Origin of the sequence: Acinetobacter chengduensis (assembly GCF_003664645.1) — a bacterium.
Classification (GTDB): domain Bacteria; phylum Pseudomonadota; class Gammaproteobacteria; order Pseudomonadales; family Moraxellaceae; genus Acinetobacter; species Acinetobacter chengduensis.
Genome location: NZ_RCHC01000035.1, coordinates 1 through 11291 on the forward strand (window position 1 = coordinate 1; position 11291 = coordinate 11291).

General features: G+C 35.7%; 12 protein-coding genes. 9 read left to right on the forward strand and 3 right to left on the reverse strand.

What is annotated here, in order from left to right; translation table 11 throughout:
• Positions 1-58: 58 nt before the first annotated feature.
• The 4 genes from D9K81_RS17370 (at position 59) to D9K81_RS17385 (ending at position 2636) form a co-directional block, all read left to right on the forward strand.
• Complete coding sequence (locus tag D9K81_RS17370; RefSeq protein ID WP_121523900.1) at positions 59-346, forward strand: BrnT family toxin; 288 nt, start codon at positions 59-61, stop codon at positions 344-346.
• Positions 333-647, forward strand: a complete 315-nt coding sequence (locus D9K81_RS17375; protein WP_121523902.1) for a BrnA antitoxin family protein — start codon at positions 333-335, stop codon at positions 645-647. Before D9K81_RS17370 ends, D9K81_RS17375 begins: the two co-directional genes overlap by 14 nt.
• Positions 648-803: 156 nt before the next feature.
• Positions 804-2174, forward strand: a complete 1371-nt coding sequence (locus D9K81_RS17380) for an SIR2 family NAD-dependent protein deacylase (RefSeq protein ID WP_207667528.1) — start codon at positions 804-806, stop codon at positions 2172-2174.
• Between the two features lie 156 nt (positions 2175-2330).
• Positions 2331-2636, forward strand: coding sequence for a hypothetical protein (locus tag D9K81_RS17385; protein ID WP_121523906.1), 306 nt, complete (start codon positions 2331-2333; stop codon positions 2634-2636).
• 89 nt (positions 2637-2725) lie between these two features.
• Here D9K81_RS17385 and D9K81_RS17390 read toward each other — a convergent pair whose 3' ends face one another.
• Positions 2726-3349 (reverse strand): hypothetical protein, encoded by a 624-nt coding sequence (locus tag D9K81_RS17390; RefSeq protein ID WP_121523908.1) that lies wholly within the window; start codon positions 3347-3349, stop codon positions 2726-2728.
• A 780-nt stretch (positions 3350-4129) separates the two neighbouring features.
• Here D9K81_RS17390 and D9K81_RS17395 point away from each other — a divergent pair.
• The gene (locus tag D9K81_RS17395) at positions 4130-4363 is read left to right on the forward strand and encodes a hypothetical protein (RefSeq protein WP_180166135.1); all 234 of its coding nucleotides are present in this window, start codon (positions 4130-4132) and stop codon (positions 4361-4363) included.
• Here D9K81_RS17395 and D9K81_RS17400 read toward each other — a convergent pair.
• Positions 4347-5630, reverse strand: a complete 1284-nt coding sequence (locus D9K81_RS17400; RefSeq protein ID WP_121523910.1) for a MobA/MobL family protein — start codon at positions 5628-5630, stop codon at positions 4347-4349. The two genes, D9K81_RS17395 and D9K81_RS17400, sit on opposite strands and share 17 nt — an antisense overlap.
• A 221-nt stretch (positions 5631-5851) precedes the next feature.
• Between D9K81_RS17400 and D9K81_RS17405 the strand changes: the two genes are divergently transcribed.
• The 3 genes from D9K81_RS17405 (at position 5852) to D9K81_RS17415 (ending at position 8934) form a co-directional block, all read left to right on the forward strand.
• Positions 5852-6607 carry a hypothetical protein gene (locus tag D9K81_RS17405; RefSeq protein ID WP_005175443.1) on the forward strand — a complete coding sequence of 252 codons (756 nt, stop codon included), beginning with the start codon at positions 5852-5854 and terminating at the stop codon, positions 6605-6607.
• 827 nt (positions 6608-7434) lie between these two features.
• Positions 7435-8337 carry a replication initiation protein RepM gene (gene repM / locus D9K81_RS17410; protein WP_005175440.1) on the forward strand — a complete coding sequence of 301 codons (903 nt, stop codon included), beginning with the start codon at positions 7435-7437 and terminating at the stop codon, positions 8335-8337.
• Between the two features lie 78 nt (positions 8338-8415).
• The gene (locus D9K81_RS17415) at positions 8416-8934 is read left to right on the forward strand and encodes a plasmid replication DNA-binding protein (protein WP_121523912.1); all 519 of its coding nucleotides are present in this window, start codon (positions 8416-8418) and stop codon (positions 8932-8934) included.
• 229 nt (positions 8935-9163) lie between these two features.
• On the opposite strand, the gene tet(39) is transcribed toward D9K81_RS17415, so the two are convergent.
• Positions 9164-10351, reverse strand: a complete 1188-nt coding sequence (gene tet(39) / locus D9K81_RS17420) for a tetracycline efflux MFS transporter Tet(39) (protein ID WP_121523914.1) — start codon at positions 10349-10351, stop codon at positions 9164-9166.
• A 65-nt stretch (positions 10352-10416) separates the two neighbouring features.
• Here tet(39) and D9K81_RS17425 point away from each other — a divergent pair, with 65 nt between their 5' ends.
• The gene (locus tag D9K81_RS17425; RefSeq protein ID WP_004787586.1) at positions 10417-11058 is read left to right on the forward strand and encodes a TetR/AcrR family transcriptional regulator C-terminal domain-containing protein; all 642 of its coding nucleotides are present in this window, start codon (positions 10417-10419) and stop codon (positions 11056-11058) included.
• Positions 11059-11291 lie beyond the last annotated feature (233 nt).

Below are 11291 nucleotides of genomic sequence, written 5' to 3' on the forward strand. Positions count from 1 at the left end.
AGCTTGAGTTATACAAATATGTGATACATTATTGTATATACAAATTTGAATGTTTTTTATGGAACAGTATTTCGAATGGGATGAGGCAAAGAATCGAAAGAATCAGAAAAAGCATGATGTATCTTTCGAAACGGCAAGCCTTGTTTTTGAAGATCCGCTGAGGATCTCAATCCAAGACAGACATACCGATGGTGAAGAACGTTGGCAGACCATTGGAAAAGTAAAGGGCGTATTAATGCTCTTAGTAGCTCACACCATCATTGATGAAGATGACTGTGAAATCATACGAATCATTAGTGCAAGACAGGTAACTAAGACAGAGCGAGATAAATATGAGCATGGTTAGATACTCACGCAAAGAGCTGAATGAAAAATTCAGCGACAAGCAAGATGCTGAAATTGAACGCTTGCTTGCTAAGGGAACGATTCCTGATGATCAGCTAGATCTATCAGATATTCCTGAAATTACCGACTGGAGAAGTGCTGTACGTCAAAATCAGTTCTATCGTCCAGTGAAACAACAAACTTCTATTCGCCTAGATGCTGATGTACTTGCATGGTTCAAAGCACAAGGTAAAGGCTATCAAACACGCATGAATGAGATTTTACGAGATGCTATGCTCAAAGAATTAAAAAATCATCAATAAAAAAGGGAGTTTAAACTCCCTTTTTGACTTCGTATACCCACGCTTTTTTTTATAACTTTAGCTATATCGCCAAAAAGAAATGCACATGTAATTTTTTTATTTTAAATACATAATGTTAATGATAAAAAGAGGTAATGAATGAATAAAGGGTATAACGTGTCATATCAAGAAACAATTCGAGCAGATATTGCTAGTAGTATCGAAGCTCTTCAAGTTCAACCTATTCTTTTTATAGGATCCGGATTATCTCAACGTTATTTTAATGCTCCGAATTGGAAAGAATTAATGGAGCTACTGGTTGAACAATGTCCAAAGCTAACTAAACGATTTGCTCACTATCAACAAAACCATAAATTTAATGGGCACGTTAACTACATGACTATGGCTAGTGAATTTGTAGAAGCATACCAAGAATGGGCATGGGAAATAGATAGTAGTGAAGAGAGTAAGTTTCCAACCGAATTATTTGAACCAGATATTGATAAAAATGAATATATTAAACATATAGTTAGTGATATTTTCAAAAAAATAACTGATTCTGTAGAAATAGAACATCATCCTTTATCAGAAGAGATAAAACTACTCCAAAGTATTAAACCTCATGCCATTATTACCACTAATTATGATGGGATTTTAGAACATATTTTTCCTGATTATCAAAAAGTTATTGGTGAAAAAGTCATTAGAGCTAATTACACAACTTATGGAGAAATATTAAAAATCCATGGCTGCTATCAAGATCGAAAAAGTATTATTTTAACTAATGAAGACTATGATCAATTTAATAAGAAGAAAAAGTACTTAACAGCTAAATTACTAACCTATTTTGCAGAACATCCATTATTCTTTTTTGGTTATAGCTGTACTGATCCTAATATTATCAATATCTTATCTGATATTGATGAAATATTAGCACCTGAAGGTGAATTAATTCCTAATATCTATTTAGTAGTTTTTGATGAAAATTACTCTGATAGTAAAACCTATCCAGTAGAAAGTTTAATTCCTATCAATGCAAATAAAAGTGTTCGAATTAAAGTTATTCATGCGAATAATTTTGAGTGGATATATAAAGCAATTTCAGAAAATACCACAAGTATTTCAGTCAATCCTAAATTGCTGCGTGCTTTATTAGATCGGACATATAAGCTTGTATCCTCAGATATTCCAAAAAGAGATTTGCCATTCAACTTTGAATTACTATTAACAAACATTTCAAATGATGATGAAGAGCTTCCCAAGCTATTTGGGTTAACAACTTTAAATGATGGCCAGGCCTTCAATGCTAGTTATAAATATCTTTTAACGGCTGTTGCGAAACAACTAGGTTTCTCAACCTGGCACGGAGCCCATAATTTATTAGCGCAGATCACGGAAGAGACGGGCTGCGATATAAAAGCTACAGAAAATAAATATCACTCAGAAGTAATGACTAGTTCAGAATCAGGAACTCATAAGTATTCAGATGCTTGTATTGAGTTATTACGAAAAGTTAAAAATGGTGAGGAATATACATTAGAAATATAAGAATTTTTATTTCATCATTTTACTTCTCTATCGACACCTTCCGAGGTGTCTTTTCATTTAACATAAATCTCTTCTACGAACTCTAGAGTTCCTTTTAATTACATAGTTTTGTAAAAAAAATAGACAACATTGGAAAAATAATGATCTATTTCATGAGTGTTTAATCAAAAAAGCCTAGCTATGATAAAGTTTTTTCATGTACCAACTATTCTATTAGCCCTCATTACTACTGTTATGAGTGGAATTATTGGTAAAGTTTTAACACCATATTTTGATCTAACGTTCTTCCAAGCTGCTGTTGCTTCTACCCTTATCTTATGGACTTTTAAATTTATCGACTCTAAGCGGCCAAAAGAAAAATCTTTTTTTAATGTCTTATTCTTAGGACTTGAAGAAAGTGAAAAAATATATAAGCAAAACAAGGGCATTGTTTGTTTGAGGTTGGATGGATCTAAAAATTAATCTTATTAATTTGATGAATGAAAAATTTAGCTTTATTCACAATAAAAAAAGGCAGCTTAGACTGCCTTTGTTTATTATCTCTAAGATATTTACACTAGTTCTTTTTCAACAATTTTTGACATAAACTCTTCCAAATCCGGAATAAAAGTATAATTTCCGTATCTCTCTTGCCAGCCTTTCTCTAATACATCAATACAATCTTGCTCTGTGAAAGGAATCTTTTTATCAAAAATGATAACATTCTCAGGCAACACTTCTAATTTAAAAGAACTTACCTCAAATCCAAATTCTTCTTCTACATCATCCCAAGACCATTCAGAGAAATCATCTTCATCTCTAAGAATACGATAAACTTGATTAATACGTTTATCTAAAATACCAGATTCAGCCATTCTCTCCCTTAATTTAATTCTTTCTTCCTCTGCTAAATACTTACAATCTTTGTAATAGCCAACGAGGAAGAGATCTCCATTTAAATTTCTAGAAAAGAAAAAGATATTATGTTTTTCATTAAATAAAGTGGAAACTTCTGCTTTCAAATACCCATAAACTTTTCCATCAACTAAATCACTTTTATTGAAGTTCCATGCTTCGTGGCCAACACCGAAATGAGCAATATAGTTGTCATTTCCTTGTTCAATATAATAGCCAGATATATCTGGTTTTTGATACAAATTTTCATTCCAAGAAATTTTTTGAAGTAAGTTTGCCATTATAAATTATCCTAATGTAAGTGTATGAATTTTATTAATTTAAAATAATAAATGTATTATCTATGGAATCTAAAAATATTGCAATATGCAGACTTTAGCGCGCTATTTCGTACTATTTTTTTCTCAAAGTCTGCACATTGACATCTACTAAAAAATGAGTTTTAAAATTCAACTAACATAATAAAAAAAGCAGTTGAATCTGCCTTTTTTACTTCAATAGACTGAATTCTATTTAACATAAAATCTCTTATGCGAAATTCAATTCAACATCAAATAAGAAAAGCATAACCCTCTAATTGTTTATTTGCTTCTTTGAGCATGCTTTTAATAACAAAGAATTAGAGGGTTAAAATTTCCGCTGCACTTGTTTCTTTATACTTATTTATTGCTATTGTGAGGCTTATTTAATCAGGCTTAAAAAACAACATATAAGATATTGATATAAATAAAAAATATGAGTTATGAGCGAATTTTAGATGACAATTTTAGAAGATTGTCATCTAAAGTTCGCCACTAATCTTATAAACTATTGATTTATAAATAATATATTACTTTTTCTTCAAGAAACTAAAATTCGCCAGTAAGCCCAATAAAACTATATTAATCATAGCCTTACTATAGCAACCTCCCTATAAATAAAAGAATCTAAAAGTAGAATGATCTATTAAAATACAAGTAGAAGATTCTGCATTTGGCTTAATAGTTGGAATTCTAGGTTCTGTCACATTAGGGAATTAGATATCAAATAATTCGGTTAACCCCTTATAGGAAGTATTTCCCATGAAAAAATTCAGTACAAGTGAGCATCTCAGAGAAATGGATCGTAAGGATTGGGCAACAGCCCAATCTATCACCACCTTTGGCATGAACCCCAAAGAAAAAAAAGCCCATGAAAAAAGATCCTGGGAACGCTTTGAGCGGATCCAGTCTGGAGAAACCACAATTAAAGATGAAGAAGCAGTACTGCTTATGCAGTGGCGTGCCTTAAATAATCGGCTTAAAAGCGAGGACTAAAACCATTATCCTTATCTTGATTCCTTGTCTTTTCAGGAGCGATAGCCTTTTCCCTCATTTGCAAAGGCACACGTTCGATGACTTGCCGCTGAATAAATGCCAATTCTTCATCAATAGAGGCGATCTGAATAACTGAACCCTCTAATTGTTGGCCAAGATCCCTTAAGTATTCGAACCTCTCGACTCGATCGAAGGACTCGGTATTCAAAAGGTCTATATAGGTCTGTAAATCATGCTGAATCAACCTAAGCGGTTGGGTCGTTTGACGATCTTGCAATAAGGTTTGCAGCATCTTCTGTTGTAAAAACAATAACTTTTCTTGGGCATACCATCGCTGCCGTGTCCGTGGAGTCTCGACTTGCTTTTGCTGTTCTTCAATGGTTTTTCGATTCTCTAATTCAGCCTCATAAAATGGACGATACAACTCATAATTATTTTCAGCACGTAACCGGTTAATTTCAGCAGTCATTCTTTCCCGTTCGGCCACTAACGCTGGCTCTTTCTCACGCGCAAAACGGACGGCCTTATTCATCACAGGCACATCCTTCAGCTGTGTGCCATGCTTCTTATTGTATTCCTGATTGGATAAACAGCTGACCAGGCTAGGGACCTCGACCTGAATGCCCCGGATTTCCACCATCTTGGTGGGAGCATAATACCTTAGACTTTCATTAATAAGCTCTTCAGTCTTCTGCCGATACAGCTGCAGCTGCGCCTTTCCCATGCCTAACACATCAGCTGTTAACTTCTGTGCCCCGCCTTTATGCGGATCCTTTGGATTATAACGCTTAAAAAACTGCTCTGCTGTCCGCTCGATGCCATCCACATGCCGCTCACTGTACATGAAATGCAAATGCGGTTGCTCTTTCCCTCCCAAGGACCCAGCATGATTATGAATGGCACAGGTGAATGGATAGCGGTAACTGTCTGCAAACTCACTAATGAATTGCTCGGCCAGTTCAATCCGCTGTGCCTGACTCAGCTCTTTGGGCAAGGCCACCACCATACTGGAACAGGTGCGGCCATTCCTTCGTTCATAAATATCAGCAGCTTCCCAAAACTCAGCCGGCTTCCCTTCAGCAAAATTCGGCATATTCCCCGATCTGACAAACTCAATCTGTTCTGAAGCACTTTCTTTGTAATTTCTGAAATGCGAAGTCCGGCTAATGTAATGAAACCGGTTCTTGGCCGTGGCACCATTTTTCACTTTTCCGGATCGGGTCTTCACGGCCTTTTTTGTTGTGTGTTCCAGATTGCAGTAGAACATATTCCCACCTTCAAATTCACGGAGCCTCGCAGAGCCTGCGGAGCACGAGGAGAAGTGTTTTTAATTCGATATAATTGCGTAGTAATTATATCGAATTAAAAACACGGAAACGAGCTTAAGAATTAAAAAAAATGTTCCCATATTTTTTTTAATTCTTCCCGTGCCGGCCTATGCTAAACTGAAAACACAAAAACCTCACCCATTTTATGCTGGAGAATGCGATGGCGGCCCGTGGAAGACCTGCGAAAATACTCACTTCAAATGACCTCATGACATTACAGCAGTTCCTTAAAAATCTCCCTTTCCTCAAGAAAAACCAGCAGCAGGCTTTGACCTTGCTTCAACAAGCAAATGGCATATTCAATGACAAACAGCTCAATCTACTGAAAGCTGCAGACCGTGATAAAAACCAGTTTTTAAAAAGACAGGCCCTCATTGAACAGATCAAACTAAAGGATAAAAACCAGCAGCCCCTTCTGGCCAACGAAACAGAAATTCTGGCATTACTGACACAGGAAATGGATCAGGATAATTTCTTCCGCCTGGATCGTGCCCTGGAGTCTTACCAGAAAATTGAAAAAGCAGCCTTGGAAAACCGGATCCGGCTGGAGAATGAACACAAGCGCGAAATTTTGCAAAAAAGTCATAAAGAACTGACAGACGCCCAAAAGAAACGTAATGCAGAAAATCAGCTCAAATATGCTTTAGGTGGAGCAGTACTAGCCGCCTGGAACAAACTTAATTTATCAACCGAAAATATAGATCCAGAAAAAGTTAAAAATACCATCGTGAATAACCAAAATTTTTTCAGAATGGTCAGTAACACCACGCTTTATCAATATATTCATCCAAGAACTGAAAACTACTTTCGAAGCAGAGAATTGTTTATCAAAGTTATTGAAGGATTATGTGAATATGATGACCACGGTACAGAACTTTATATCTTTGAAGCAGATAGTCACTTAAAACCGCAATAAAATGCGATTACAGCCACTTTTAAACCAATTTTTGAGTTAGCTACGTCTAAATCAATAAAGTGGCTGTAATCGCAAAACAAGAGCATTTAGCTTATTTTGCAAAAATACAAATCAAGATCCATTTCAAAACTCACAATATACCTAGAAGGTATATACCGAGCGAGTGTCTACGAGCGGCATAACTAAAATTCGCGCTTCGACTCTTTGAAAAACTGTTTTTTAGTATGTGAAATCTAAAAGAGCGTAAATCAAATGCCAAAATTTGATTCTAGAACGAGCGAAAGCGAGTAAAAAAAGCACTATGAGCGAAGCGAATTCCGAATTGTTTGTGCTTTTTTTAAAGTCATAACGAGATTTACTAAAAATTGCCCCAAGAATCGAGCGATAGCGAGATTCAATAGAGTTTGAGCGTAGCGAAAACATAGGGCAATTTATCATTCTCTGGGCTTTTAATTATTTTAATGCTTTTAAATGCTTTTAAATGCTATAAAAGTCTTTATTTAAAAGGCTTTCATACTTAATTAAACTAGGTTTGTCGACCTTTAAAACTAGGTTTATCGACCTTTAAAACTAGGTTTATCGACCTTTAAAACTAGGTTTGTCGACCTTTAAACTAGGTTTGTCGACCTTTAAATTCTTATACGAAATCTGATGTTAAAAAGAACTAAAACTAAAATTTATGGACCTTAAACCTTTTAATAGTAGTGAAATTATATCTGTCTTAAAGGGTATTAAAACTAGGTTTATCGACCCATTAAAAAGAGAATTGCTAAAACCATTTGAATGGTCTATCTTACAACCTAGTTATTAAGATAATAAAGAATGAAATGTCAAAATTAATCGTTAAAGATAATTCTTTAATGCAGGCAAGTTACACCCTAGACATGGTAGAACAACGTTTAATTTTACTTGCTATAGCTGAAGCTAGAGAAACTGGACATGGAATCACTGAAAATAGTCTTCTAGAGGTTCATGCGAATAGCTATATTAATACCTTCCATGTTGAGAAACATACTGCTTATACAGTTCTTAAAGACGCCTCTAAAAGCTTATTTGACCGTTATGTTACTTATCATGACGTTAACCCCAAAACGGGGAAAGACCGCAGTTTCCACTGTCGCTGGGTAGATAAAATTGGTTATGAACCTAATTCAGGGATTGTTTTTTTACGTTTCACACAAGATATCGTCCCTCTTATTACTCGTTTAGAAGAAAATTTTACTAAATATGAATTACAACAAGTCGCTAGATTAACTAGTGCCTATGCAATTCGTTTATATGAGTTGTTAATTCAATGGCGCTCAGCAGGGAAAACCCCCATTTTTGATTTGCAAATATTCAGACAACAACTAGGTGTTGAAGTTAATCAGTATAAGACCATGAGTAATTTCAAAACTTACGTTTTAGATTTTGCTCTTAAACAAGTGAATGAATGGACAGATATAACAGCTCAATACGAGCAACATAAAACTGGTCGAATAATTTCAGGATTTTCATTTAAGTTTCGTCAGAAGAAACCTAAAAAATCAAATTTAGTAACATTAACAGATCCACAACGTCTCTTATTTGCCAAGAAGCTTTCAGAACTCCCGGAAGTGAGTAGTAAATATTCTGAAGGGACAGAAAGTTATTCTCAATTTGCTGTAAGGATTGCTGATATGCTTAAAGATCCAGAAAAATTAAAAGAATTTACTCCACTGCTTAAAAAAGTTGGCTATAAAGCGGCATAAAATATAAGCTTGCTCATTTGTCTATTAGACAGTCTAATAGACAACAACTTTTGACAAGATTAGGCATAGCTTTACATCATGAAAAGCCTTTCAGTTCTTGAATTATCCAAGCTTTACAATATAAATAGACAGACCATATACAACCATATAAACAAAGGAATTCTAAGTAAAAATTCTGACAATAAGATTGATTTTTCAGAAGCCATTCGTGTATTTGGAGAGCCTGCTAAAAAACAGAATGTAAAAGACCCTGTAAAAATAGACAGTCCAAGTTCGGCAGAAGTTTTACTGCTTAGACAGCAGATAGACATGCTGAAAAATCAAGTATCAGATGCCAAAGATCGAGAAGCCTTCTACCAAGAACAAATTGAAGTCATGCAACGTCTATTGGAAGCTCCAAAACCTCATGTCACTACACCTGTTGATCCTGAGCCAACTCAATCTAAGCCTGAGACAGAAGAAAAAGAGGAAGTGATCACAATCCCTCCAAAAGAACCTGAAGTAATCGAGAATAAGCGCATTCTAGTCCCGGAACATGTCCAACCGGAACCAGAAAAAAGAGGCTTTTGGAGCCGTTTTTTTAGACCCTATGATTAACCATGATTGTTTAATTGATATGAACAAAGTTGTGAAACATTGCTCAAAGAATAGGCGTGGAACGTGAAAAATCATAAAAAAAGCCCGAACAGGGATGCTCGGGCTATAAACTAGAAACTACAGCGTTGAATTATAAGGATAATTATACAGCATTTCGTATAAGGTGTATTATGTTAATTTTAGATAAACTATAGAATCCATTAGTTTTTAAACCAATAAATTAAATATTTTATGGAACTCCAGAATATTTATTCAGGCGATACTTAAGCAATAAGGGTAGGGTGATTACATAAAGTATTGCAGCTAATGCCCATACCATTCCAGGAGCTGATGCCTGAGTCATAAAATAGAGGCTAGTAACTAATACAGGACCAATTATAGCCCCCAGACTATTAAAACTGCTTAATAGCCCTTGTAATTCACCTTGTCTTTCATCACTAATACCTCTGGACATCATTGCTTGCAAAGCAGGAACGGCTACTCCACCAAGGGCAAACAATGGTAACAACGCAAAAGGCACCCATTCTTCAACAGCAATAGATAAAAGAAGTAAACCAATTGCATCGCAAGCTATTCCACATAACAACGTATTTTTCTCTCCAAACCTCTTTACCATAGGGGCGATAGCAAAAGCCTGTGCAATAGAATGGCATATTCCATAACTAGCAAGGGAAACACCTGCAATAAATATACTCCAGCCATAACGATCCTGCCCATAGATAACCCATAAAGTTGCGGGGACTTGTGAAACCAATGTGATAATTAAAAAGATACCAAGCAATGGAGCCATATTAGGTTGAGTGATCAAATAGGATAATTTCTTTAATATTGATTGCTCCTGAACCTTCTCAGTCATTTTATTGCTGTGTTTTGATTCTTTTAATAAGACTGCTGTCATTATTAAATTAATCCCATTCATAAAAGCAGCAGCAAAGAACGGTGCATGTAAGTTCCATTCACCCAAAACTCCACCTATTACCGGACCCGCTATAAACCCAATACCAAAGACAGCTCCAAGGAGACCAAACCTTTTTGCACGCTCATGGGCTGGAGTAATATCTGAAACATAAGCTGTTGCAACAGCCATGTTGGCACCTGTAATTCCCGCAAAAATACGACCAATATATAGCCACAATAGAGAAGGAGCAGTAGCCATTAGGAGATAATCAGCCGTTGCACCAGCAATTGAAATAATTAATACAGGTCGACGTCCAAATCGGTCACTCAACGCTCCAAGGATAGGTGCAAAAATGAACTGCATCAGAGCATACACAGCTAATAAAGCACCATAGTGAACACCGCCTGCTTCAGCTCCAGCCAATGACCGTAATAATTCAGGCAAGATCGGCATAATTAAACCAATCCCAACAGCATCCAGAAATATAGTGATTAAAATCACGCTCAATGATTTCTTCACAAATGCCTTCTCTAGCAATGATAGAATTAATATTCTCTCACACACTCCCTATCAGTGATAGATTTATGAGTAAAAAAGATATTGCACCTCAACGTCTGACACGTGAAATAGTCCTGCGTACCGCATTGGATATGTTGAATGAAGAAGGCATAGATTCAATAACCACACGCAAGCTAGCTCAACGATTGGGTATTAAATCTCCAACTCTATATTGGCATTTCAAGAATAAATCCTTGTTAATGGAAGCAATGGCGGAAACCATTATAAATGAACACCATTTAGTTTCTTTACCCATCGATGGGATGACATGGCAAGATTGGTTGCTCGCTAATTCTGTAAGCTTTCGTCGAGCACTACTAGCTTACCGTGATGGTGCTCGTCTACATGCAAGAACTAGCCCCAGTCAAGGACATTTCAACACGATTGAGGCCCAAGTTGCGCTGTTATCTCATGCTGGGTTTTCTCCTGTTGAAGCAGTTGCATTACTTATGACATTAGGAAGGTTTATTGTTGGGTGGGTCCTTGAGGAGCAGCAAGAAGAAATAAGATCAGACCCACCATTCGAAGCCGATCCAACTATATATCCACTCATGCTCCAAGGAGTGAATACCTTACAAAATATGAATGCGGATGACATTTTTGAAAATGGGATTCGTATGGTGATTATCGGTGCTGAAAGACAACTTGATATTAAAATGCAAACTTAACTCTATACTGCTTTAAGCAACTGTTCTATTTAGTAATAAAGCTTTTATCCTTAATTATTTAACATAATAGAGCTTATACGAAACGCACTTTAAAATATTATTGTTTTTCATATAGTTAAAAATTTTTAACCAACCTCAAAAACCGTAAAACGCCGACTTGGAAACAAGTCGGCTTTTTTATGAACGGTTTTGATATATTCTGCCAATAAAATTGACCACTATTTATGCTTTTT

What these genes read in the sequence shown, in the direction of transcription:
- D9K81_RS17375 (WP_121523902.1), top strand. Translation starts at nt 333, where the DNA reads ATGAGCATGGTTAGATACTCACGCAAAGAGCTGAATGAAAAATTCAGC.
- D9K81_RS17390 (WP_121523908.1), bottom strand. Translation starts at nt 3,349, where the DNA reads ATGGCAAACTTACTTCAAAAAATTTCTTGGAATGAAAATTTGTATCAA.
- D9K81_RS17400 (WP_121523910.1), bottom strand. Translation starts at nt 5,630, where the DNA reads ATGTTCTACTGCAATCTGGAACACACAACAAAAAAGGCCGTGAAGACC.
- repM (WP_005175440.1), top strand. Translation starts at nt 7,435, where the DNA reads ATGTCAAAATTAATCGTTAAAGATAATTCTTTAATGCAGGCAAGTTAC.
- D9K81_RS17405 (WP_005175443.1), top strand. Translation starts at nt 5,852, where the DNA reads ATGGCGGCCCGTGGAAGACCTGCGAAAATACTCACTTCAAATGACCTC.
- D9K81_RS17395 (WP_180166135.1), top strand. Translation starts at nt 4,130, where the DNA reads ATGAAAAAATTCAGTACAAGTGAGCATCTCAGAGAAATGGATCGTAAG.
- D9K81_RS17425 (WP_004787586.1), top strand. Translation starts at nt 10,417, where the DNA reads ATGAGTAAAAAAGATATTGCACCTCAACGTCTGACACGTGAAATAGTC.
- D9K81_RS17415 (WP_121523912.1), top strand. Translation starts at nt 8,416, where the DNA reads ATGAAAAGCCTTTCAGTTCTTGAATTATCCAAGCTTTACAATATAAAT.
- D9K81_RS17370 (WP_121523900.1), top strand. Translation starts at nt 59, where the DNA reads ATGGAACAGTATTTCGAATGGGATGAGGCAAAGAATCGAAAGAATCAG.